This window comes from Anaerocolumna sp. AGMB13020 (genome assembly GCF_033100115.1).
Lineage (GTDB): Bacteria > Bacillota > Clostridia > Lachnospirales > Lachnospiraceae > Anaerocolumna.
In genome coordinates, this window is record NZ_CP136910.1 from 3,142,641 (window position 1) to 3,168,793 (window position 26,153).

18 protein-coding genes are annotated in these 26,153 nt (G+C 40.7%); 11 read left to right on the forward strand and 7 right to left on the reverse strand.

Annotated elements, in window-relative coordinates; translation table 11 throughout:
• Positions 1-9: 9 nt before the first annotated feature.
• The gene (gene ispE / locus R2R35_RS12795; RefSeq protein ID WP_317730202.1) at positions 10-888 is read right to left on the reverse strand and encodes a 4-(cytidine 5'-diphospho)-2-C-methyl-D-erythritol kinase; all 879 of its coding nucleotides are present in this window, start codon (positions 886-888) and stop codon (positions 10-12) included.
• 65 nt (positions 889-953) lie between these two features.
• Positions 954-1,697: a stage II sporulation protein R gene (gene spoIIR / locus R2R35_RS12800; RefSeq protein ID WP_317730203.1), complete on the reverse strand. Its 744-nt coding sequence runs from the start codon at positions 1,695-1,697 to the stop codon at positions 954-956.
• Between the two features lie 299 nt (positions 1,698-1,996).
• Here spoIIR and R2R35_RS12805 point away from each other — a divergent pair, with 299 nt between their 5' ends.
• The 3 genes from R2R35_RS12805 to R2R35_RS12815 are packed head-to-tail and all read left to right on the forward strand — an operon-like array spanning position 1,997 to position 4,356.
• Entirely contained in the window at positions 1,997-3,082 is a 1,086-nt protein-coding gene (locus R2R35_RS12805) for a D-alanine--D-alanine ligase family protein (RefSeq protein WP_317730204.1), read from the forward strand.
• Entirely contained in the window at positions 3,072-3,902 is an 831-nt protein-coding gene (murI, locus tag R2R35_RS12810; RefSeq protein WP_317730205.1) for a glutamate racemase, read from the forward strand. The genes R2R35_RS12805 and murI overlap by 11 nt, the downstream gene beginning before the upstream one ends.
• 31 nt (positions 3,903-3,933) lie before the next feature.
• Entirely contained in the window at positions 3,934-4,356 is a 423-nt protein-coding gene (locus R2R35_RS12815; protein WP_317730206.1) for a DUF1934 domain-containing protein, read from the forward strand.
• Between the two features lie 182 nt (positions 4,357-4,538).
• Here R2R35_RS12815 and R2R35_RS12820 read toward each other — a convergent pair whose 3' ends face one another.
• Both R2R35_RS12820 and R2R35_RS12825 read right to left on the reverse strand, forming a co-directional pair.
• Positions 4,539-5,000, reverse strand: coding sequence for a hypothetical protein (locus R2R35_RS12820; RefSeq protein WP_317730207.1), 462 nt, complete (start codon positions 4,998-5,000; stop codon positions 4,539-4,541).
• Between the two features lie 69 nt (positions 5,001-5,069).
• Positions 5,070-5,801: a lysophospholipid acyltransferase family protein gene (locus tag R2R35_RS12825; protein WP_317730208.1), complete on the reverse strand. Its 732-nt coding sequence runs from the start codon at positions 5,799-5,801 to the stop codon at positions 5,070-5,072.
• Positions 5,802-6,191: 390 nt separating this feature from the next.
• Here R2R35_RS12825 and R2R35_RS12830 point away from each other — a divergent pair, with 390 nt between their 5' ends.
• From R2R35_RS12830 to ileS, 3 genes are all read left to right on the forward strand, one after another.
• Positions 6,192-7,649, forward strand: a complete 1,458-nt coding sequence (locus R2R35_RS12830; protein ID WP_317734792.1) for a nicotinate phosphoribosyltransferase — start codon at positions 6,192-6,194, stop codon at positions 7,647-7,649.
• Positions 7,650-7,690: 41 nt separating this feature from the next.
• On the forward strand, positions 7,691-8,899 hold the full coding sequence (locus R2R35_RS12835; protein WP_317730209.1) for a M15 family metallopeptidase: 1,209 nt from the start codon (positions 7,691-7,693) through the stop codon (positions 8,897-8,899).
• 642 nt (positions 8,900-9,541) lie between these two features.
• The gene (ileS, locus tag R2R35_RS12840) at positions 9,542-12,712 is read left to right on the forward strand and encodes an isoleucine--tRNA ligase (RefSeq protein WP_317730210.1); all 3,171 of its coding nucleotides are present in this window, start codon (positions 9,542-9,544) and stop codon (positions 12,710-12,712) included.
• Between the two features lie 108 nt (positions 12,713-12,820).
• Here ileS and R2R35_RS12845 read toward each other — a convergent pair whose 3' ends face one another.
• A complete protein-coding gene (locus tag R2R35_RS12845; protein WP_317730211.1) occupies positions 12,821-13,978 on the reverse strand; it encodes a DUF6709 family protein in 1,158 nt (385 codons plus the stop codon).
• Positions 13,979-14,453: 475 nt separating this feature from the next.
• Here R2R35_RS12845 and R2R35_RS12850 point away from each other — a divergent pair, with 475 nt between their 5' ends.
• The 5 genes from R2R35_RS12850 (at position 14,454) to R2R35_RS12870 (ending at position 23,296) form a co-directional block, all read left to right on the forward strand.
• Entirely contained in the window at positions 14,454-16,901 is a 2,448-nt protein-coding gene (locus tag R2R35_RS12850) for a glycogen/starch/alpha-glucan phosphorylase (RefSeq protein ID WP_317730212.1), read from the forward strand.
• 88 nt (positions 16,902-16,989) lie between these two features.
• Complete coding sequence (locus R2R35_RS12855) at positions 16,990-17,874, forward strand: peptidoglycan DD-metalloendopeptidase family protein (protein ID WP_317730213.1); 885 nt, start codon at positions 16,990-16,992, stop codon at positions 17,872-17,874.
• Positions 17,875-18,308: 434 nt separating this feature from the next.
• The gene (locus R2R35_RS12860) at positions 18,309-20,141 is read left to right on the forward strand and encodes a glycerophosphodiester phosphodiesterase family protein (protein WP_317730214.1); all 1,833 of its coding nucleotides are present in this window, start codon (positions 18,309-18,311) and stop codon (positions 20,139-20,141) included.
• A 216-nt stretch (positions 20,142-20,357) separates the two neighbouring features.
• Positions 20,358-20,822 carry a hypothetical protein gene (locus R2R35_RS12865; protein ID WP_317730216.1) on the forward strand — a complete coding sequence of 155 codons (465 nt, stop codon included), beginning with the start codon at positions 20,358-20,360 and terminating at the stop codon, positions 20,820-20,822.
• Positions 20,823-21,109: 287 nt separating this feature from the next.
• Positions 21,110-23,296 (forward strand): urease accessory protein UreH domain-containing protein, encoded by a 2,187-nt coding sequence (locus R2R35_RS12870; protein WP_317730217.1) that lies wholly within the window; start codon positions 21,110-21,112, stop codon positions 23,294-23,296.
• A gap of 861 nt (positions 23,297-24,157) precedes the next feature.
• Here R2R35_RS12870 and R2R35_RS12875 read toward each other — a convergent pair.
• Positions 24,158-25,075 (reverse strand): ABC transporter ATP-binding protein, encoded by a 918-nt coding sequence (locus tag R2R35_RS12875; RefSeq protein ID WP_317730218.1) that lies wholly within the window; start codon positions 25,073-25,075, stop codon positions 24,158-24,160.
• A gap of 1 nt (position 25,076) precedes the next feature.
• On the reverse strand, positions 25,077-26,153 hold the full coding sequence (locus tag R2R35_RS12880; RefSeq protein ID WP_317730219.1) for an ABC transporter ATP-binding protein: 1,077 nt from the start codon (positions 26,151-26,153) through the stop codon (positions 25,077-25,079).

A 26,153-nucleotide genomic window follows, 5' to 3' on the forward strand; every position in this document is an offset into this window, starting at 1 on the left:
GAAAGAGGGCTAAAACTTAAGACCTGGCTGGTAAAGACCGGTTAAATATACCTGTTTATAGGATTTCCCGGCTTTTAACTGATAAAAAGCCTTTTCCGCTTTTTCTCTGCTGTCGAATAACCCAAACACCGTAGGTCCGCTGCCACTCATCATAGATGCGATAGCTCCAAAGGCTGTAAGCTCATCCTTGATCTGACCGATTACAGGATATTCCTTAATGGTAACGGATTCCAGTACATTGCCAAAGTGACTGACGGCAGCTTTAAGATCCTTTCTTCTTATAGCGGTAAGGATAGCATCGATGTTCGGATGAGAGGTATCCTCCGCCAGCTTAAGGTGTTCATAAACATGTTTTGTCGATACATTGATTCCCGGTTTGACAATCAGTACCTGACAGGAAGGAAAAGGAGAGACAGGAGTCAATATTTCACCGATGCCCTCGGAAAGAGCTGTTCCGCGTAAGAGGCAATAAGGAACATCTGCGCCTAACTGCAAGCCTAACTTTGACAGCTCCTCCTTTGACAGATTCAAATGAAACAGGCGGTTTAATCCGTAAAGAACAGCAGCGGCGTCACTGCTTCCTCCAGCCAGACCTGCTGCTACAGGGATTTTCTTATCTAATATAATATGAACACCCTGGGTAATACCATAATTTTTTTTGATTAAAGCAGCGGCTTTGTATACCAGGTTGTTTTCATCTGTTGGCAGGTAAGGAAGATTCGTCTTAACGGTTATGGAGGTATTGTTGGTCCGTAATATGGATACTTTGTCATACAGGCCGATGGTCTGCATGATCATGCGAACTTCATGATAACCGTCCTCCCTTTTTCGCACCACATCCAGGCCAAGATTTATTTTTGCATATGCTTTCAGCTTGATGGAATTCATGGATACTCCTCTGTAAGTTAATGTCTTTATTATAATCTTAGAGAAAGCGTTATGCAAGTTTTACTCTAATCAGACAAATAATCTTTTATTATTTCAAAAAGCTTGAACTTCACCCGGATATCTGCTTTTTTTGAAGAAAAGACGGCATCGTATTCGTCTTCTGTCAATACATGCTTTAATTGTTCTTTGGATTCTTTGGGTACCACGCTGTAGGTGGCATCCACAAAACAGAGAGGCGGAAACATGATACACCACCAGTTCTGTCCTTTTGCCTCACCGATTTCAACACGCAGAGCCTCGTACTGCCCTGGTGGCAGAGTAAGATCTCCATAAATCTTAATAGGAAAGTAACCGGTTTCTAAAGAGGCTGTAACCGTATACTGATATCCATTCTCCTGTATGATATCTTCTGACAGAGCCTCCAGCTCCGCAAGGTTCTCTTCAATAACAAGCCTTGCCTCATTAACATCCGTCAGGCTGGACAGCTTGGGTCTTAAGGCTTCTGTCAGGGCAGATTTGACTTTCAGCTTAAGAGCCTGGTCTTGTGTGGAATCGCTGTTGGCTATCACATGGAAACGAATAATCTGGGAAGCAATATCCTTTTGCATGGCAGCTTTGCTCTCATAAGAATCTGCATGTATAACTTTGATGGAATATATGAGACAGAGTAAGCAAAGCGATAGGCAGGCGCTTAATTTAAGGAGCAGCTTTCGGTCAATGGATTGGAATTTCTTATGTAAGGATCCTCTATTTTCTGAAGTTTTTTTCCGATGCAGAAATTGATAAATATGGATTTTTATTTTTAACAATATTCCGAACCTCCCTTTAAATAGTTTGAATTATTTTTAGTATGTACGTATAATCCAAATTTAAACAAAAGAGGTAAAAAGAATAAAATCCTTGCGATTTGTAAAAAGAAAGAGTAAAATAAAAAAAGCTATATGTATAGAATAGAAATATCAGGCGCAAAGTTTAGCCTGGTAATATTTGCACATACAGCGGTAAAAATTCAAAGAAAACAACAATCATAAAATAGAATTTTAAGGATAAGATATAGACATATAGGCATCGAAAGCAAACATCAGGATATTAAAGGAAGGATATCAGTATGAGTAAAAAAACAGTTGCAGTCTTGTTTGGCGGGCAGTCTACTGAGCATGAAGTTTCTTGCGTTTCCGCTACTACCGTAATTAAACATATCAATGCGGATTTATACCGTATTCTCATTATAGGAATTACCAAAGAGGGAAAATGGCTCAAAGTAAACAATGCGGACGAAATTACTTCAGGCACCTGGCTTAAAAATACAGAAGCCGCAGTTCTGTTACCAGATGCTTCACTTAAGTCCGTGTTAATCTTAAACGGTGACAAGGCAGAAAAGATAAAAGTGGATGTGGTATTTCCTGTTCTTCACGGATTATGCGGAGAAGATGGTACCATTCAGGGACTCTTAGAACTGGCTAAGATACCTTATGTTGGGTGCGGAGTTTTAGCTTCGTCCGTTTCCATGGATAAATTATATACAAAGATCATTGTAGATACGCTGGGTATCAGACAGGCAAAATATGTGGCTGTTACAAGGAAAGACCTAAGCAGCATGGAGGATACCGTTAAGAGAATTGAAGCAGTGATACCTTATCCTGTTTTCATAAAGCCCTCTAACTCAGGTTCTTCCAGAGGTATCTCCAAGGCAGAATCCAGAGAAGAACTGATGTCAGGATTAAAGCTTGCAGCAGAGCATGACAGAAAGATCCTGGTAGAGGAGACCATCAATGGACGTGAAATTGAATGTGCCGTACTTGGAGGCAATGAATCCAGGGCTTCCGGTGTAGGTGAAATCGTAGCAGCAGCACAGTTCTACGATTATGATGCCAAATACAACAATGCAGAATCTAAGACAATTATCTCTCCTGAACTGCCCGCGGGCGCAGCTGATACAATTCGGGACTATGCTATTAAGATTTTTAAAGCAGTGGACGGACATGGTTTATCCAGAGTGGATTTCTTCGTCGATAGAATTACCGGAGAAGTAATCTTTAATGAGATCAATACCATGCCAGGTTTTACATCCATCAGCATGTATCCCATGCTATGGGAGGCTAAAGGAATCGGAAAGCCCCAGTTGATAGAAAAATTATTGCAGCTTGCCTTTGCCAGAGCAGCAGAAGCAGGAGGAGAGAGCGATGTCTTGTAATGCACCTATCGGTGTTTTTGATTCCGGAATCGGGGGATTAACGGTAGCCAGGGAAATCATGAGACAGATACCAGGAGAAACGATAATCTACTTTGGAGATACTGCCAGGGTTCCATACGGAAGTAAATCACAAAAGACTATTATTACTTACTCAAGACAAATCATAAAGTTCCTACAGACCAAAGACGTAAAGGCTATTGTTATCGCCTGTAACACCGCCAGTGCACTTGCACTTGAGGTGGTTGCCAGAGAGGTCTCAATACCTGTAATCGGAGTGGTAAAGCCTGGTGCGAAGGTGGCTTCTGAAGCCACAAAGAATGGAAATATCGGCGTAATTGGTACAGAAGGTACCATCAACAGCGGAATATATAACACATATATAAAAGAATTGAACCCGGATGTAAGGGTATATGGAAAGGCTTGTCCTCTCTTTGTTCCTCTGGTGGAAGAAGGCTGGCTTACAGACCCTTTAACCGTGGAGGTGGCCAAAAGATATATCAGCAGTCTCCTCGGACTGAATATAGACACTTTGGTATTAGGGTGTACTCACTATCCGCTTATACGTAACATAATCGGATCTATCGTAGGAAATGACGTTACATTGGTTAATCCTGCTTATGAAACCGCCATAGAGTTGAAACAGGTACTGCTGCAGGCGGGAATAGAGAACAACGGACCTGCCTGTGAGCATAAATTCTATGTAAGTGACGGCGCGGATAAATTCAAAAGGTTTGCCAATACCATACTTCCCTGTGATGTAGTTGAAACGGAAGATGTGAATATTGAAAGCTTTGCGGATGCTCTGACAACATATTTATAGCCTGAAAGCAAGGCGTGATAGGGAGGATTGCATGAAGAAAGATGTATTGGTTTCCATATCCGGACTTCAATACGAGGTAGACAGGGACGAGCCCATTGAAGTAATATCCGTGGGTCAGTACTATAACAAAAACGATAAACATTACATCTGTTATGATGAAGTGATAGAGGGCACCGATGGAGTGACCAGCTGTACGGTTAAGGTAGGAAACGAGCAGATCGATATTATAAAAAGAGGTGCCAGTAACGTTCATATGATATTTGAAGTAGGCAGGAAGAATACCACTTTCTACAACACTCCTTATGGCGATCTGCAAATAGGAATTCATACCGGCAGGATACAGGTGGCAGAGGAAGCGGACAAATTAACGTTAGAGATAAATTATGGACTGGATATAAACTATTCCTTTATCGGTGACTGTCAGATACAGATGAAGATAACCTCAAGAAAATAAACAGAGTACTTGTTCCTCATGCCAGTGCAGGTATTAAGGAAAGGCATTCATGACGGAACAGGTTCATAGTCACATGAAAAGTATACCTTGAATTGTGAGCTAAGGCCCAGTAAAAGTGGTAATGAACAAGAAACGAAAAACAGCCGTTATACCTTACTATAAAGGTATTCGGCTGTTTGATTTTAAGCTTTATTATTCTTTGTGATTTTGCCTTTGATTCTTGCGAAAAGTTTTTGCTTTTCTGGTTTTACATCAAGATTTGCACGTAAGCCTTTTACATCCATAATGTAAATACCGTTCATTACGGCTTTTACTTCTTTTTTAACAGGGATAAGATCAAAGATCTTATCGTCGCACATTAAATTCATAATCTTTGGTCCAATTTTTGCTTTTACAATGGGGACCTTAGAACGGCGCAGATATTTCGGTGTCTGATCGATTACTATCTTTGGCAGATCGGCCTCCGTTAACTTCATTCGCTTTTTATCTATTACTAAAATAGAAACTGACTGTGCGCCGGCTTTCATCTGAGCCTGACTTTCCTCAGATCTTTTCTGAAGCTTTCTTCCATAAATGGACAGACCGATAAGAGCACCAAGAACAACAACCAGAACTACTATCAATACAATAATACCGGGACTCAACTTTCTACCTCCTTCCCCAGAATTTGCAATGGATTTATTTTATCATTAATTTTTCAAAAGTTCAAGTAATTAAACTGTTTGACCGGCATTTTTCTGAAGCATGTCACGGATAATATTCTGAACATGGGAACCCAGGAATTTACGCTCTTCTTTGCTTAAGGAACCTGGCTCTACGGGTTTTCCGTATTCTATGATAACTTTTGCTCTTCTTATCCAGGGAAGATGATTTTCAAAAATATTGTCCGTATTGGATATTGCGACGGGAATGATGGGACAGCCTGATTTTTCTGCAATTTTTAAGCTGCCTTCCTTAAAGGGGAGCATTTCATCGCCATGATTTCTGGTTCCTTCGGGAGAGATAAATACGGAATAGCCATTTTTAACCAGCTCTACGCCTGTTAGGATCATTTTTAGCCCTTCCCTTAGGTCATCCCTGTCTAAGAAGAGACAGTTAAGATATTTCATCCAGATTTTGAGGATTGGCACTTTCCCGATTTCTTTTTTGGCAACATAACCGGTGAGAGTTGGCACCGTTGCATAACCCAGTACAATATCAAAATAACTGCGGTGGTTGGATACATATAATACAGCCTGGTCTTTTGGCACATTTTCCAGACCCCTTATCTCATACTTTGTACCGCTGATAAAAAGAATCACACGAAATGCCCAGGATACGATGCGCTGGGAGGATTCCACTTTCTTTCTGGGATTGATCTTGCCGAGGATGATTTCATACAGAAATAAAAGCAGGCTGACGGTAAAAAATATAAGTAAGAATAATAAAACGAATAAGGTTCTCATAACCCCTCCTGTTATAATTTCATTACTGGTATTATAACATATTTTTTATTTTTATGCGCATCTTTTATGAGAACTTACAAAATCCTTAAGTATTATTAAAAATCCTGCTATTTCTTGTACTCTGGAAATAATGTGATATAATGAAAACGTACGGGGAATTTTGAGTTTACAACAGATTCCCTGCCAGAGCAACCTGTTCACGAGCACTATTATGATTCGGGTTCAGGACTAACAGTTTATCTAACAGTTTATACAGACAAAATAAGTGCACCAGGATAATAGAGTGAAAAGAAAAGCACTTTCCTTCCTGCCGATGTTTCTGCCTTGAACATATCGGTGTGGGAGGGAAATGTGTTTCATAATGTTTGGATTATCCAGAAAGAAGGAATAATGGGAAAAGAGAACCTTACCCTGCTTACTGACTTTTATGAGCTGACCATGATGCAGGGGTACTACAAGAACGGAGCCAACGAAACAGTTATATTTGATGTATTCTACCGAAACAATCCCTCCGGCAGCGGATATGCAGTTTGTGCCGGACTGGAGCAGGTTATTGATTATATTAATAACATCTGTTTTACCGACGAAGATATCGTATATTTAAGAAGCCTTAATATGTTTGGGGAGGATTTCCTGGAGTATCTGAGAGGTTTTCGTTTTACCGGAGATATCTATGCTGTTGAAGAAGGTACCGTAGTATTCCCAATGGAACCTTTGCTTAAGATAATTGCACCAATAATGGAGGCTCAATTAATTGAGACTGCCATACTAAACATTGTAAACCATCAAAGCCTTATAGCTACCAAGGCTTCCAGGGTCTGTTATGCTGCCAAGGGTGAACCCGTGATGGAATTCGGCTTAAGAAGAGCCCAGGGACCTGATGCGGGAGTCTATGGAGCAAGAGCCGCAGTAATCGGCGGATGTGTCGGCACCAGTAATGTACTGACGGCCAGGATGTTCGATGTGCCTGCTCTTGGAACCCATGCCCATAGCTGGATTATGAGCTTTGAGGATGAAATATCTGCTTTTCGTGAATATGCCAAGCTTTATCCGCAGAACACAACACTTCTGGTAGATACCTATGATACCTTGAGATCAGGAATGCCAAATGCCATACAGGTCTTTAAGGAATTAAGGGAAGCCGGTATTATGCCTGAGAAGTACGGCATCCGCTTAGACAGCGGTGACTTAGCTTATCTGTCCAAAAAGGCCAGAAAGATGTTAAATGAGGAAGGCTTTCAGGATGCTGTTATTGTTGCCTCCAGTGATTTGGATGAATACCTGATTGATTCCCTTAAGACCCAGGGAGCTGCCATTAATTCCTGGGGTGTAGGTACTAACCTGATTACCTCAAAGGATTGTCCTGCTTTCGGCGGTGTGTATAAACTTGCTGCCATTAAGAAGGGGGATAAATTTATACCAAAGATTAAATTGTCGGAAAATCAATGGAAGATAACAAATCCCGGCAATAAAACCATATATCGAGTTTATGACAAAGAAAACGGTAAGATCAAAGCAGATTTAATTGCCATGGCTGATGAAGTTTACAAAGAAGAATATCCATTAAAGCTTTTTGATCCAATGGCTACCTGGAAAAAGACATATCTAAAAGGTGGCAGTTATACTTTAAGAGAGCTGCTGGTACCGGTATTTAAAGATGGAAAATGTGTATATGAATCACCAAGTGTTATGGACATCAGGGCTTACTGCCAGAAGGAGCTTAATACTCTATGGGACGAGACCAGAAGACTAATTAATCCTCATGAAGTTTACATCGATTTATCCAATGATTTATACCAGTTAAAGCATTCGCTTTTAGACAGTATCAATATAACAGGCAATAATTAAGGAGTCTAAATCTCCTTTAGGAAGTACAGTACGGAGAGAGTATGCAAAACAGAAGGAAAAAAGCCAGAAGAATGAAATTAATAAGAAGAATTTTACTTGTGGGACTGCCAATGGTTGTAGTTGGCAGCATGGGTTATTTTTCCTTAAAACAATTATTAGGTGCCAGTGAATCCACTGCCTCCAGCCAGTTTTATAACAACCCGTCCTATCAGGAGGAGGCTTCTGAGGACGAAGATCATAATAACAGTGTACCAGGGGAGGAAGCATCCGTGGATACAGGCGATTTTGAAGAGGAAATCACAAACAACGATAATGTAACACTGGATACGACACCAGAGAGTATAACGGTTATAGTAAATAAGGAGCTCAGGTTACCGTCTGATTATATTCCCTCAGATCTTTCAGTACCTGATGTGGACTTTTCCATAACCTATTATGACGAGAAGAAGCTTATGAGGAAAGAGGCCGGAGAGGCTTTAAAGAAGCTCTTTGACGGCGCAGAGGACAAGGGTTATATCCTTTGCGGGGTATCTGCCTACCGCTCTTATGACAGGCAATACCAGATCTTTACCAATAACGTTAAGACCCAGGGGATGGATCATACCACCAAATACTCTGCCATACCAGGTTACAGTGAGCACCAGACCGGACTTGCAATAGATATTTCAACCAAGTCTGTAAACTACAGACTGGATGCCTCCTTTGGAGAGACTCCGGAATATGAATGGCTAAAGGCAAATGCCCATCTTTATGGCTTTATCATACGTTATCCCGATGATAAGACTGCCATGACCGGTTATTCCTTTGAACCCTGGCATATACGTTATGTGGGAAAAGCTTTGGCGAAATACCTTTACGAGAAAAATATGTGTCTGGAGGAGTATTACAAATTTACGCCAAGTGAAGATTACAGTCAGGCTATAAGTTATGATAATTTGGAGGAATACGGTATTAACCCGGATGATGTGAAGGTTCCTACCAGAATCCCTACCAAGAAGCCGACACCGACTCCTACTCAGACACCGACACCAACAGAGGAGCCCACAGATACACCGGAACCGACACCAACACCTACCAAGAAGCCGGCGAAACCAACAAAGGAACCGACCCAGACGCCGGAACCGACGGAGGAAGTGACGGTAACACCGGAGATTACGCCCACTGATACTGTAACGGTGACACCTACGGGAGAAGTAATAACACCTACCCAGGAACCCGGCACAGAGGATGGAACAGAAATAATACCCTGATTTTACATAGAAAAGGGATGAAATGAAGTATATTAATAGAATAGGACTGTTTCCTGCTGTGACAAACAGGAAACAGTCCTGTTTGTATTTGCTGCTATAGGGAGAACAGTTAGAGAGTATAACGGCCACCCTTTCTTTACTTAGGGTAGGTGCTGATAAAAAAGGAATTGACAATTAAAAACTTTTATACTATCATTATAAATTAGATAAATTATATAAATACTCAAAAACTGTGACGGAGAGAGTAGAAGTCAGGCAAACGTTAAAGCGAGCCGGGGAGAGTGTAAGCCCGGTACCAGTAGCGGATTTTCGAAAATCACTCCCAAGTTGCAAGCTGAAGACCTTTCAGGTTCGTAAGCTGAGCCGGTATCTGCCGTTATACAGATAGCATATCATGTTCCTTTTCTGGAAATGCTTTAAGAGGAAACGTATGTAAATAGGTGGTATAATGAAGCCCAAATGCTCTCATCCTGTTTATGGATGAGGGCTTTTTATATAGCAGGAAATAATATCCTGGTTAACGGATACGATTTCCTGATGCATATAAGATTTGCGGGCGGTTTCAAAGGAAATCTTCATGAGTGTAAAATGATAGGTTATATGTCTGTTATACAGGCGTTAGATAAGTAAGGAGGATATCACATGTATGATAAGGTGTCTACGAATCTGAACTTTGTAGAGCGTGAAAAAGAAGTACTGAAATTCTGGAAAAATGAAAAAGTATTTGAAAAGACCATTGAAGAAAGAAAAAACGGAAAGCCCTATACCTTTTATGACGGACCGCCCACTGCCAATGGAAAACCCCACATCGGCCACGTGCTGACCAGGGTTATTAAGGATATCATACCCAGATACCGTACCATGAAAGGCTACAATGTACTAAGGAAAGCCGGCTGGGATACCCATGGTCTTCCAGTGGAGTTAGAGGTTGAGAAGAAACTGGGTCTTGACGGGAAAGAGCAGATAGAAGAATATGGTCTGGATCCCTTTATTCACGAATGCAAGGAAAGTGTATGGAAATACAAAGGAATGTGGGAGGATTTCTCTGAGACCGTTGGTTACTGGGTTGACATGGAGGAGCCCTATGTTACCTATGACAATAATTTTATTGAGTCTGAATGGTGGGCATTAAAACAGATCTGGGAGAAAGGCCTGTTATACAAAGGCTTTAAAATCGTACCTTACTGCCCAAGATGTGGAACTCCTCTCTCCAGTAACGAAGTGGCAATGGGTTACAAAGATGTAAAAGAGAAATCCGCTATCGCTAAGTTCAAGGTGAAAGGAACAGAAAATGAATATATCCTTGCCTGGACCACCACCCCCTGGACCCTGCCCTCAAACGTTGCGCTCTGCGTAAATCCTGTTGAGACTTACGTAAAAGCCGCAGTTCAGATAAACGCCAAAGGTGATATTATCAAAGAGGACAGTGAAGATAAGACTTCTGTAAGAACAGAGAAATATATCCTTGCGGAAGCCCTGCTTTCTGTAATTGACGGAAAATATACCATTGAAGAAACCTATGTAGGAACAGACCTTGAATATAAAGAGTATGAACCTTTATTCGATTATGTGGAGCCGGATAAGAAAGCCTATTTCGTTACCTGTGATACTTATGTTACTTTATCAGACGGTACCGGTGTCGTTCATATCGCACCTGCTTTCGGTGAAGACGATGCCAATGTAGGTCGCAGATATGATCTGCCTTTTGTACAGTTAGTTGACGGTAAAGGTGAGATGAAACCTGAGGTTACAGACTTTGCAGGGGTTTTCTGCAAAAATGCAGATGAGGGAATCATCAAACTCTTAGCCTCTAAAAACCTTTTATTCAAGACTTTAAAATTTGAGCACAGCTACCCTCACTGCTGGCGTTGTGATACACCTCTTATCTATTATGCAAGAGATTCCTGGTTTATCAAGATGACGGAGGTAAAAGATCAGTTAGTAGCCAATAACAACACAATAAACTGGATGCCTGAGAGTATCGGACAGGGAAGATTCGGCGATTGGATCAAGAATGTTCAGGACTGGGGAATCAGCCGTGACCGTTATTGGGGTACACCTCTTAATATCTGGGAGTGCGAAGACGGACACCGTCATGCTATCGGAAGTATTGAAGAGCTGAAATCCATGTCAGATAACTGCCCGGATAATATCGAGCTTCACAGACCATTTATTGATGCCGTAACCATTAAGTGTCCGGAGTGCGGAAAAGAAATGAAACGTGTGAAACCCGTTATCGACTGCTGGTTCGATTCAGGTGCCATGCCTTTTGCCCAATGGCATTATCCTTTTGAGAATAAGGAGATGTTTGATAAGAACTTCCCCGCAGACTTTATCAGTGAGGCGGTGGATCAGACCAGAGGCTGGTTCTATTCCCTCCTTGCCATTTCAACACTTATATTTGAAAAATCTCCTTATAAGAATGTAATTGTTTTAGGACATGTACAGGATGAGAACGGTCAGAAGATGTCTAAGTCCAAGGGAAATGCAGTGGATCCTTTTGATACGCTTTCAGAACATGGAGCAGATGCAGTACGCTGGTATTTCTATATCAACAGTGCCTTATGGCTGCCTAACCGTTTCCATAGCAGTGCGGTTACGGAGGGGCAGAGAAAATTCATGGGAACCTTCTGGAATACCTATGCTTTCTTTGTTCTGTATGCTAATATCGATGAATTTGATGCAACGAAATATACCCTGGATTACGATAAGCTCTCTGTTATGGACAAATGGCTCTTATCCAAATTAAACACTTTGGTTAAGACCGTTGACAATCATCTGGAGAACTACCGTATAACAGAGGCGGCAAGACTCTTAGACAGTTTCGTGGATGAGATGAGCAACTGGTATGTAAGAAGAAGCAGAGAACGCTTCTGGGCTAAGGGAATGGAGCAGGATAAGATCAATGCTTACATGACGCTGTATACCACACTGGTTACTCTGGCGAAGGTATCTGCTCCTTTCATTCCCTATATGACAGAAGATATCTACCGCAACCTGGTAGTTAAGCTTGACGAATCTGCACCAGAGAGCATTCACCTTTGTGAATTCCCGGGCTTTGTGGAGGAGTATATAGACAAAGACCTTGAAAAGAACATGGAAGCAGTTCTTGATATTGTAGTTCTTGGTCGTGCCTGCCGTAACACTGCAAATATCAAAAACAGACAGCCCATTGGTACCATGTATGTAAAAGCTGACTATACGCTTACACCTTTCTATCTGGAAATCATAGAAGAAGAGTTAAATGTAAAACAGGTCGTATTTACCGGGGATGTTAGGAACTTCACTTCCTATAGCTTTAAACCTCAGCTAAAGACTTTAGGACCGAAATTCGGTAAGCAGATTGGTGCAATCAGAACCCTGCTGTCTGGATTGAATGGCAATGCAGCAATGGATGAACTAAATGCTACCGGAAAACTTAAGATTACCTTGGAAGGTGCAGAGGCAGTACTTGAGAAAGAAGATCTTCTCATTGAGGCAGCACAGACCGAAGGATTTGTATCGGATTCCGATAAAGGGATAACAGTAGTGCTGGAAACAAGCCTTTCACCTGAACTTATTGAGGAAGGTTTCGTAAGGGAAATCATCAGTAAGATCCAGACTATGAGAAAAGATGCCGGTTTTGAAGTGATGGATCACATTGAAGTATACCAGGAAGGGAATGACGTTATTAAGGGAATCTTCGAAAGAAATATCGAAGAAATCAAAGCGGAAGTCCTTGCAAAAGAAATTATTCTGGGTGAAGTAAAAGGCTTTACCAAAGAATGGAGTATCAACGGAGAGAATGTGGTGCTTGGAGTTGTCAAAAAGTAAACATTTCAACCATTGAGATAATGCATCCGGAAAAATAAATCAATACATTAGAAAAGGACGGCTGGAAATAATCGATTCCAGCCATCCTTTTCTTACTTTGCGTATGCTTTACTCATATGTCTCATTTGTTGTTTCAGTTTCAGCAGAAGCGCTTTCTTTGTGCTCTTCAGCCATTCTCAGGAAGCCCTGATAATCCTTATTGAACATTTTCATAAGTTCATCAGAATATCCTGCAATCACAGAAAGTTTCTCCGCTAAGGTCTGTATAACGGAGGTTGCTTCGTCTTCTTTCTTAAAATTAATGGTTGCAGGTGTCTTGCTATTCTTAAAATACATAACCACCTGATAGGATTTGCCTGTGGTGATAAAATAATACTTATGTTTGGTTACTTTTAAGTGGGCCCAAATCATATCCTTTGTAGAGGAAAGAGTCAGAGCCGTATTATTTTTACCAAGTACATATTCAGGTGTAATAAGGCCTGCGTATGCATATGACTTTTCATCACTCTTATAGAGATATGTACCTTTTACAATGGATTGCTCCAGCGCATGTTCTATGGATTCTGCATCTCCCATTTTATTGAGTGACTTATAGAATTTAGAGGATTTGTAATTATTCTTAACCAGTATATTACGAATCAATATTCCAAGTGATACCAGGAACAAGATTGTGATTCCACCAAAGATCATTTGATCGTTCGTGCGGCCACTATCTGTTATTGTAATACAGATTTCAGGAACATAATCTTTTACAAAAGAAGCCTCTTCACCAAAAGATTCACTTATGGTATTGATAAGCTCATCATAAGCATCCTTATGATAGTCATCGGTGTCACTGAAATCAGCATTCTCAAGGCCCTCAAGCAAAGCTACCGTATTAACGGAACTTAATTCTTCATCGGTCATATCCAGGTACTCTTTTGGGAGCAGTGCAAGGATATAGCCGTCATCATAAGCGATCATACCATACACCTGATCCAGCTTCTCTTCACCGGTCTTAACACCATTTACAGTGTTATAGGTGTAAATTGCATAATCCAGAAAATAAATATCTGCATCCTTTAATTGAATGTATGCTTTTTTATCTTCATATAACTTCTGTATACTTTCAACGTTTGTTCCGGTTTCCAGAGTGGTAAATAAGGTACTGATCTTATCCTTAAAGCTGAAAAACCCGAAGGCAAATATAGCAATACAAGCTATAATAATTACAAGGGTATTTACCCCACTTTTTTTAATGACCTTCTTTAGATAATTTTCTTCCATGGTTAACCCATCCTTCCTTTTATTCTGACTAAAGCTGACTATACGCCCCTCCAGTATAACACATATATTCCTATTAAGTCCCGTGTTTTTTCTAGTAAAATATTACTACCCATTGAGCAGGCGGTTTCCGCAGATAAGAAAAAATGTGTTTTGTGTTAGATATGAAACAATCAAATAAAGCAATTTAAGTATTTAAGAAAATAATATGGTTACAATACATACAGATTAATTTATTGGAAATTTCTATAAAAGTTTTCCCTTGTGTACATGGTAATGCATAATATATAATGTGAATATCTAATCCGGCTGAACTTACATTTATTCTTATGGAACTCCTTCTTTGTGGGAGATTGACAATTGGTCAAAATATGTAATTTCAGCTGAACTTATATATTCACGAGTTGATACAATACGAAGGAGAAAGGGTCCATTCCCGGTTTCACCAGTAAAACAGGTGTAACAGATAGGAGGCAATATGCAGGAATTTGATAAAAAAGAGTTTCAGAAAAATGTGGAGGAATATATCGGTGTTTTCTTCCGAAAGCCCATTAAAGATGCCACCAGGCAGCAGATTTATCAGGGTGTTGCCTATACTGTCAAGAATATGATAATAGATGACTGGCTGGAAGCGCACAAGGCTTATGAGGAGCAGGATTTAAAGACTGTTTATTATCTTTCCATGGAATTCCTGGTGGGAAGAGCATTGGGAAATATGATAACAAATTTGAAAGCGGATTCTGTCATCCGAGAGGCGCTTGAGGAGATGGAGTGTGACCTGGAGACCATTGAAGAGGAAGAGCCTGATGCTGCTCTTGGAAATGGTGGTCTTGGAAGACTGGCAGCTTGTTTTTTGGACTCTTTATCCACACTTGGTTATCCCGCTTATGGCTGCGGTATTCGTTATAAATACGGAATGTTTGAGCAAAAGATAGAAAATGGCTATCAGGTAGAAGTACCGGATAACTGGCTTAAGAATGGTAACCCCTTTGAAATAAAGAGAAGTGAATATGCTACTACGGTAAAGTTCGGTGGTTATGTCAGGATGATACGGGATGAGTACGGAAATGATCGATTTATCCAGGAGAATTACCAGTCTGTAAGAGCTATTCCTTATGATATGCCCATACTGGGGTATGGAAATCATGTGGTGAATACGCTGCGTATCTGGGATGCAGAGGCCATTGATACCTTTAATCTGGATTCCTTTGATAAAGGAGACTACCAAAAGGCAGTAGAGCAGCAGAATCTGGCAAGAACCATATGTGAAGTCCTCTACCCCAATGACAATCACATTGCCGGAAAGGAACTGCGTCTGAAACAGCAGTATTTCTTTGTATCAGCCAGCATCCAGAGAGCAGTCAGCAAGTATATGGAAAGACATGAGAATATCAGAGAGCTTTCTGAAAAGGTAACCTTTCAGCTGAATGATACCCACCCTACGGTTACTGTAGCGGAACTCATGAGAATCCTTTTGGATGATTATTACTTGAGCTGGGAGGAGGCCTGGGATATTACCACCAGGACCTGTGCCTATACCAATCATACCATTATGTCAGAGGCTTTGGAGAAATGGCCTATTGAGCTGTTTAAGAGACTGCTTCCAAGAATCTATCAGATAGTAGAGGAGATTAATCGCAGATTCCTGCTGGTAGTGCTGGAGAAATACCCTTCAGAAGCTAAGAAGATTGAAAAAATGGCCATTTTATACGATGGCCAGGTAAGAATGGCAAATCTTGCAATAGTAGGAAGCTTTTCTGTTAACGGAGTTGCTAAGCTTCATACGGAGATTCTTAAGAATCAGGAATTGAAGGATTTTTATGAACTCTATCCCTGGAAATTCAATAACAAAACCAATGGAATTACCCAGAGAAGATTCCTGCTTCACGGAAATCCACTACTGGCTTCCTGGGTAACCGGTAAAATTGGCGATGGCTGGATTACTGATCTGGCGCAAATGGATAAACTTACGGCACTGGCGGCAGACCCCCTATGCCAGAAAGAGTTCATGGAGATAAAACACCGCAACAAGATAAGGCTGGCGGCTTATATAAAAGAGCATAACGGTATAACCGTAAATCCTGATTCCATCTTTGATGTACAGGTGAAAAGGCTTCACGAATACAAGAGACAGCTCCTTAATATCCTTCATGTCATGTACCTTTATAATAAGCTTAAGGAGAATCCTGATATGGAATTCTACCCAAGAACCTTTATCTTTGGTGCAAAGGCATCGGCAGGGTATGAAAGAGCAAAAGCTATCATAAAGCTTATTAATAATGTTGCTGAAGTAATTAACAAAGACGAAACAATCGAAGATAAGATAAAAGTCGTATTTCTCGAGAACTATCGTGTGTCCAATGCAGAGATAATTTTTTCGGCAGCAGATGTTTCAGAGCAGATATCAACTGCCAGCAAGGAAGCTTCCGGTACTGGCAATATGAAGTTTATGTTAAATGGTGCGCTGACTCTTGGGACCCTTGATGGTGCAAATGTGGAGATCGTAGAGGAAGTAGGCGAAGAGAATGTATTTCTCTTCGGGCTTCATTCCGGTGAGGTTATTGAATATGAGCAGCACGGCGGCTATAACCCAAGAGAAGTATATAATACTGACAGGGAATTAAAGAGAACGGTGGATCAGCTGGTAGACGGCACCTACAGTGAAACGGATAAGGCTTTATTTTCTTCTTTGTATGAATCACTTCTGGCAGGTAAAGGCGGAGAACCGGCAGACAGATACTTTATCCTAAAGGATTTCAGATCATACGAAGAAGCCCAGCAGAAAGTGGAGGAAGCATACAGAAACAGAGAAGGCTGGGCAAAGGCGGCTATCTTAAATACTGCAAAAAGCGGTAAATTCTCTTCTGACCGAACCATAGAAGAATATGTTAGAGATATATGGCACCTTACAAAGGTAAGGAAATAAAACTTTCAGTTAAATTATGTTATAACTGCATTTTAGAGCATGAATAAAATAATCATTTCTGGTGAAAATATATCTAGAGGTGATGATAATGAAAAAACATAGCTTAGCTGAATTTCTAAAGAGCAAAAGCTTTTATGTGTTATTGGGTATCGGTGCATTAGCTATCATTGCTATAACCGTAGTCACTCTGAATCAGCCTTCAAGCAACAAGGAAGAGAAGTATCTTGCTGATTTGAATGAGCCTAACGAAGTAGCTGATAATGATGTTAAACCTACAGAAACCCCTAACACAACCCCTTCGGACTCTACCAAAAACGAGACTGGTAGTACGAACGACGGGAAAGATGTAGCAGCAGTTCCTACAGAACCCGGCGGAAACGATGGTTATTTAGAGAATGACCCCGTTGACGACCCTAACTATGCGAATGCCGTAGCAGAAAAAAATGAAACGGATAAAGCAAATCAGACCGCAGATGCCAAAAAAGATACTGAGAAGGAAGCAGCTGTAACGGAAGAGACCAAACAGGTTATGACTCTGGAGACCTTATACTTTGATGTGGAAAAAGGTCTGTCATGGCCCATTAACGGGGATGTGCTGTTAAAATACAGCCCCGACCAAGTAATTTATTTTAAGACCTTAGAGCAATTCCGTACGAATCCTGCACTTATTATCGATGCCAAAATAGGCGCAGAGGTAAACAGTGCAGCTACTGGAATTATCACTTCGATCAAGAAGGTTGATGAAACTGGTGTTACCGTAACGGTTAATATCGGCAGCGGTTACAGTCTGATATACGGACAGATGGAAAAAGACAGTCTGAAATTTAAGGTTGGCGATGTGGTAAACAAGGGTGATGTACTTGGTACAGTTGCAAAGCCTACCATGTATTACTCTGTTGAAGGAAGTAACCTCTATTTCATGGTGGAAAAGGATAACGATACCGTGGATCCCCTCACTTTATTAAAGAAATAACAATTCCAACTTAAGATAACGTATAAAAAGGCTGTTCTTTCAAGGGAGTTCAGCCTTTTTTCCTGCCATCAGGAAATGAACGGGACAGGAACCAATAGCGCTCTTTGGAATATAATGATATTATAAAAAATAGCTGATGGCAGGTTACAGCTGACAGGATAATTTGAATCAGTGCTGAAAATTTGCTGATTAGAAAAATCTGGTGCTTTTCTGAATAAAGGAAAAAGAGGTATACATATCTAAAAAATTCGCAGCTGAAACTTCTTACACTTTATTTGACCTCATTGAAAAGCACTATATTTTTGGCTGCTTGACATAGATATGCAAAAAGGTGGGCGAGCGAAAGAAATTTTGCCGCCCATTTTTTGAATTGCTTGATTTTTACTAACCTTGAGTATACAATTAAAAATAGATTTTATACGGCAGGGACGACCATGAGCGAAATGAAAATTCTAAGTAAAATAAATAAAGTGATCCATATTTATACCGGAACAGTGAAAAGAATAGCAAGAAACATACACTATCTTGTGGTTGGACAAGGTTTAATCATGGGTTTTGCATACTTTCTACTGTTTCCCTTTGTCAGTAAGATATTTGGCTTAGCTCTTAAACTAACCGGCTATAGTTATATCACAGCAGGCAATATTGGAAAATTTCTTATGCACCCCATTACCATAGGTACAAATTTGGTACTGTTTTTTGTAATCGGACTCTTTCTGACCTTTGATATAATCTTTCTTATCATATTCTTTTCCGCCACGGAAAGAGAGCAGAAGCTTAATCCCGTTATGGTAGTAAAGCTTACCATATACCGTTGGTTTTATTGTCTTAAAATAGGAAAAGGTACAGTTATCTTAACCTCCTGGATACTGTCTGTGTTAAGCTGCGTACCATTTATCCTGTTTTCCATGTGGCGGTTTCGAATATTTCAGTATTATATTGAAGAAGCACCGGAAAGATTTCTTATTGTCGGTTTTGGAATTGCAGTCGTGGTTTTGCTGATTTATCTTTATTTTTGGGGACCATACTATTTTCATAGCCTATTGGCAAAAAAGAACGGACTTCTTACTGTGACCAGAAAAGATGTATCGTATAGAGAAAGAAGGAAAGCATTACTTTATATTATTGGCTGGAATATTCTGCTGACTGGTTTTCTTTTTATCATCTATGCCTTTACCATGCTGATTACAACTCTGCTGGTATCAGGGTTTGCCGATAAGGTACAGGCAACAGCTACTTTTATAGAAGTATATGACAGCATGAGTGTATACCTGGCCCTCATTATGTTCGTTATCAGTATAACGGTTAATATGGCACTTACAACCTATCTTTATCATCGCCACAGAAAGTTAAAAATCAACGGCCAGGCAGAAGCAGAGGAATTTTTTAAGCCAGCCTATCCATATAAAAAAATCGTATATTTTCTGCTTGTAACATTGTTTTGTATTAATTTCTATTATTTTTACCAGGTTGTCCGTAATGGTTCAGCGCTGGACTACATGAATCTTGAAGCTATACAGGTAACTTCCCACAGAGGTTATTCTCATTCTGTTCCGGAAAATACCCTGATTGCCATTGATAAAGCTATAGAAGAGCAGGCTGATTATGTTGAGGTGGATGTCAGAGTTACCGAAGACGGAGAGCTGGTGCTAATGCATGATGCCAGCTTAAAACGAACCACCGGGTTGAATAAATATGTATGGAACACCACTTATGAGGAAATCAGCCAGCTGGATGCAGGAAGCTGGTTTTCCAGTGATTTTGCAGGTACCACTGTTCCTACTGTGCGGGAGCTTTTCGAATTAAGCAAAGGTAAGGTATTGTTAAATCTGGATTTAAAATACCGCAATGATAAGGAAGAGCTTGCAGAAAAAGTAGTAGAATTAATCAAAGAGTATGATATGCAGCTGCAATGTATTATTACCTCCACCAGTCTTCGCTGTCTGAAGCAGGTTAAGGAGGCAGAGGGAGAAATCAGAACCGGATATATTACCTATGGACTTTATCCGAGCCTGTATAATAATACCGCAGTGGACTTCTTTAGTATGAAAGCAAATCTTGTTACAAAAAATATTGTAAATGAAGCACATAAAAGAGGTAAGAAGATTCATGTCTGGACGGTGAATTCCAGAAAAGAAATAGAACGGCTGCAAAGACTTGGAGTGGATAATATCATTACGGATAACCCTTCCTATGCAAAACAGATTCTTCACAATGATGAATCGGATAAGTTTCTGGCAACACTTTTAAAGATAATAAAAGATTAGTTTTATGCCATACTTACTATTGACTGTTAGTGGATAACATAATATGATAGGACTAGTAGTATTCCTATGATCAGATGCACGAAAAGAAAGCACAGCAGGCTGTTATTCTAATTGAATTCGGGGCACAGGGTAACCTGTTTTTTCTGGAAACACAGAGAAAGGCTTTGAAAATTAAGGATAGGAATCAGGATAAGAACGGGCTTAGGAGGACATTGTATGAGCGAAGAAACAAAGGCACTTGCAGGTAAGCTTTTTAATGAGGTGTGGGCTTTGATGGATAAAGAGGCAAGATCGGAAGACGAGAATTATCTCATGGTGCATACAGCACATGCTTCTCTCTATCACTGGATACAGGCTGGAACTCCTCACAACGTCTATGTGGGTGAATGGCAGCTGTCCAGAGTATATGCACTTCTTGGCAATTTTGATTCTTGTATCTATCACGGGAAGAGAGCGTTGCAGCTTTGTGAGCGCAATAACTTTCAGGGCTTTGCTTTAGCATATGCCTATGAGGCTTTAACCAGGGCATATCTTGTGAAAGGAAATAAAAGTGAATGTACGAAGTATCTGGAGCTGGCCTTACGAGAGACCGATAAAGTGCAGGAAAAAGAGAGCAAGGAGCTGCTGACGAAAGATTTAGATGAGCTGCAGCATAAGATCATGATACAATTCATGAACTAGAAATTGCATTTGAAGGTTCACTGCCAGATCGCTCAGTAATTGAGTTTTGGTATGTTATAAAGATGAGAATATTAAATATACAGGGTATGCACCAGCTTGTTTCAACAGGAGAAGAGCCGGCAGCAGCCCTTTTTGTATATTCTTAAGGAGTATAAAGATAAAGCAACAGGGCAGCTGGGGAGGTTTTAATTGGTTTATGAATTAATGGTATCTCCATATAATCTCCATAAGCTTTATTTAGAATAGAGGAAGAATGTTCATGTAGGATATAGAACAGGAGGAAGAACATGGAGAGTACGACAATTCACGGAGTACTTATGGTAGAAGGTCTGAAAGAGGAAGACGGTGCCAAACGTATTGAAAAATCTCTTAAGAAACATAAGGGAGTCATACAAGCCAAGGCATTATTAGACAGCTCCAATGTCTATCTTACTTATAAGGTGGAAGAAGTATCCCTTGAGGAACTAGCCGGTGTAGTAGAAGCGCTGGGTTTTCAGGTTATGAACAAGCCAGCGGGAAAAAGGGCGGTTCAGACGACGCAGGCAGGCAACAGCAGTAGTGGTGACAGCAACCGGGTAACGGTAGTGCTTGCCATTGAAGGCATGTCCTGCGGTGCCTGCGAAATGAAAATCGAAGACAGACTGAACGAATTAGAGGGAATAGAAAAAGCTAAAGTTAGCTATAAAAATGCCAATGCCCTGATTACCTATCAGCCAAAAAAAATTAGTCAGAAAACCATTGAAGCAGAAATTGAGAAGTTGGATTATCATATCGGCACAAAAGAAAACAAGAAGGCAAGGGAGGATAAAACCAGCATAAGCCAGCTGTTGGGTATTGGTATCATTCTTCTTGCAGTCTTCATGCTTCAAAAAAATACAGGCTTATTTCAGCTGGTACCTCAGATAAATCAGAATATGGGATATGGTCTGCTATTCTTAATCGGTATCATAACTTCTCTCCATTGCGTTGCTATGTGCGGAGGTATTAACCTGTCCCAATGTGTGAATTATGGCGGAGGAGAAAGCTCTGGAACCGGCCTGACGAAATTTAAGCCGGGTATTTTATATAACGGGGGAAGGGTAGTATCCTATACTCTCATTGGAGGTATTGTAGGTGCTTTAGGTTCTGTCATAAGCCTGTCCGGCTCTGCCAGAGGATTAGTTGCAGTAGTTGCCGGAGTCTTTATGGTAATAATGGGACTAAATATGCTAAATATCTTTCCTGCCTTGAAAAAAATTGTTCCCAGGATGCCAAAGGTATTCCGCAGAAAATTAGCGGTTTCCGGTAAAAGCAGAGGGCCGTTTTATATCGGACTCTTGAATGGTCTAATGCCCTGCGGTCCTTTACAGTCCATGCAGCTGTATGCTCTGGGTACGGGAAGTTTTTTTGGAGGAGCCTTATCCATGTTCTTATTCAGCCTGGGAACGGTACCTCTGATGTTTGGCTTTGGTGCCGTTGCAGGTATCTTAAACAGTAAATACACAAAGAAAATGATGAAGGTCAGCGCGGCTCTGGTAATGGCATTAGGAGTTATTATGTTAAACAGGGGGCTGAGCTTATCAGGAATCGATCTGGTCCGTGCATCCGGCACACAGGAGGCAGGTAACACAGCAAAGGTAGAGGCAGAGGTGCAGTCCGTCACGACCAAATTACAGCCAGGTGGTTACGAACCCATTGTAGTGCAGAAAGGTATTCCTGTTAAATGGACCATACAGGCAGAAAAAAAGGATATTAACGGTTGTAATGAGACGATTATCATACCTGCCTATAACATAGAAGTGACCCTTACAGAAGGAGATAACCTGGTAGAGTTTACCCCGGATAAGAGTGGGACAGTAGCTTATTCCTGCTGGATGGGAATGATTCGTTCAAGCATAAGAGTAGTTGATGACATAAAAGATAAGACAGCTGTTACAGCGGCAGATGATACTGCCGGCCAGGATACAGCTTCAGGAGACAGTGACAATGGAGCGGGAGGCAGCAGTGGTTCAACAAGCAGCGGGCTAATCGGGAATAACACCTCCGGAGCCTTAAGCGGCTGTTGTCAGGCACCGCCGGAGGGCTTTGAAGATGGAAAGATTCCTACGGATGATATCGCCGTTGCCAAGGTTGAAGATAATAAACAGGAAGTAACGGTAACAGTAGATAATAACGGCTACTCCCCGGCAGTAGTTGTATTACAAAGAGGCGTAGAAGCCAAGATAAAGTTTGACGGAAAAGAGCTGAACGGCTGTAATTATCTGGTGGTATTTCCTGAATATCAGGGACAGCTGGATCTCACACAGCAGACGGAGACCCCCTGGCTAACCATTACAGAGGATTTTACCTTCCAATGCAGTATGAGTATGCTTCATGGTTACGTGAAGGTGGTAGATGATATAAATAACATAAACCTGGATGAAATCAGAAATGAAATTGATAACTACACACCCAGCGATTCTTCTCTTGGCGGCTGCTGCGGCCCAACGGAGTAACTACGTTTTGAAGCCATTTACATTACACGGATACTGCGTTGCCGTATACAGGCATAGCATACCTGATACTGAGACCGCAAATCCCCATTCCTCCGCCTTTGCCTCAGCGTAAATATCAGGCACTGTTATTAATCAATATCTATGCAATACAGTACTAATCGTTATCCAGGCGAATTCTAATGAAGAGAGGCTAAAAACATCTAGTTCTTTTATGCTCATATAAAACTAAGAATAATGTGGCAGTCTCATAATTCATAAAAGTAAGGAATACACAAAATAAGCGAATATATATACACAAAAAACCGGAAAACTCCTGAAATAAGTGCAGAGTTTTCCGGTTTTTTATTATTGCAAGGCAGTATAAAAGTAGTTATTATAGAATACTTAAAAAATGAAACCCAAAATATATTATTAAATAAAGTACCTACTATCAAATATAAAGCCGCTAGTAAAACACTATTAAATAAAATATTACTATTAAATATAAAGCTACTAAGTAAAATATCATTAAGTAAAGCTATTATATAAAATACATAAAAATACCTAAAATACCATTATAAAGCTACTATTCAACTAACTACTAAAAAAATAATTAAAGATCAAATGTCTTATTAATTCAGGCGAAGAGCGTAAAGCAGAAAGAATGAATGCGCCTATGGAAAGGTATTAGAAGTCCTTTTCTCTGAAATTTTTGTGCTATATTATCAAACAGATTGTCTGAGCGAAGCGAGTTATCTGTTTGATAATATGCCAAGCACAAAAAATTCAGAGAATTAGGACTTCTTATACCTTGGAATTGAAGCATGAGTTCTTACTGCTTTACGCTCTTCGCCGTCATATTGCCAAAACCCTAACCTAACCTCATTTCCACCCCTTTAACTCCTCATCAGTAGACAGCACATAATGCAGTCCCCCCACATGCTGTTGAACCCCTTTGCTGTAATCAATCCCACTGCTACCATAATCATAAGCAAGGGCAACTCTGCTTTTTTCCATTTTGGGATTGGCATGTGGTATCGCCGATAACAAGGACTTGGTATAAGGATGAATCGGATTTGAGAAAATCTCCTCTTTTGTACCGGTTTCCACCATATGACCTAAATGCAATACCCCGATACGGTCTGAGATATACTTAACCATGGATAGGTCATGAGCAATAAACAGATAAGCAGTACCGGTCTGCTGCTGTATATCCTTCATCAGGTTGATTACCTGTGCCTGAATAGAAACATCCAAAGCACTGATGGCTTCGTCTGCTATAATCAGATCCGGATTCATAATCAAGGCTCTGGCAATACCAATACGCTGTCTCTGCCCCCCGGAGAACTGATGGGGGTAACGGTTGGCATGTTCTCTGGACAGACCCACCATATCAAGAATGTGATAAACCTTTTCTTTTCTTTCTTCCAGAGAATGATACATGCGATGAATATCCAACCCCTGGGCTATAATATCAATTACTTTTTTGCGAGGGTTCAGGCAGGCCATAGGGTCTTGAAAAATCATTTGCATCTTCGTTCTTAAGTGTGTGGTTTCTTTGGCAGAGAGTTTACCGGAAATATTCACTCCATTAAACAATACTTCACCTGCCGTTGGTTCATAAAGGCGAATAATGGAGCGCCCGATAGTGGATTTTCCGCTTCCGGACTCACCTACCAGTCCATAGGTCTCACCGGGATTGAGAACAAAGGAAACACCATCCACAGCCTTTACGGTAAATTTGCGGTTGATCCTGAAATGTTGCTTTAGGTCTTTAACGACCAGTAAAGGTTCGGACATTCTAATTCGCCTCCTTTCGCATAGAGTCTATTCTCTGGCGTAATTCCTGAGGCATCTCTAGTTTGGGTGCCTTCTCATGGAGCAGCCAGGTTGAAGCATAATGTGTGTCGCTGACACGAAACATGGGAGGTTCTTTCCTGAAATCAATGTTAAGGGCATAGATATTTCTTGGGGCAAAGGAATCACCTTCAATCTTGTGAAGCAGGTTGGGAGGGCTTCCTGGTATGGTATAGAGCTTGTCGTCCTCACAGTCAAGATCCGGCATGGCAGACAACAGACCCCAGGTATAAGGGTGACGTGGATCATAAAAGATTTCATCCACGGTACCTTTCTCTACGATTTTACCGGCATACATGACAGCTACATAATCAGCCACCTTTGCTACTACACCTAAGTCGTGGGTAATATAAATAACAGAAATACCAGTCTTTTTCTGAATGTCCTTAATCAGTTCCAGTATCTTGGACTGAATGGTGACATCCAGAGCAGTAGTAGGTTCATCACAGATCAGTAATTCAGGATCACAGGAGAGAGCTATGGCAATTACAACTCTTTGGCGCATACCGCCGGAAAGCTGATGGGGATAATTCTTCATGCGCTTTTCGGGATTTGTGATGCCTACCAGTTCCAGGAGGGAGACCGCCTTTTTATAAGCTTCTTTTTTAGATGTCTTATAATGGTATATCATTCCTTCCATAATCTGTGCACCAATGGTCATGGTGGGATTTAACGAAGTCATGGGGTCCTGAAACACCATGGAGATACGTTTGCCGTTGATACGTCTGCGCATTTCTTTTTTGGAGAATTTTAGCAAATCTTCCTGTACTGCTTCTTTCGCCCTATAGTATTTGAATTCGATGCTTCCGCTATCAATCCGTCCGTTGTTGCTTAAAATACCCATAATTGCTTTTACAGTAACGGATTTACCACTGCCGCTTTCACCAACAATGGCGAGAGTCTCCCCTTTATACAGGGAGAGTTTCATGCCCCTGATAACATTGACTTCACCGGCAGAAGTTTTAAAGGTAATAGATAGATCCTTAATGGACAGGACCTTTTCTCTTTTTTCGTTTTCCAT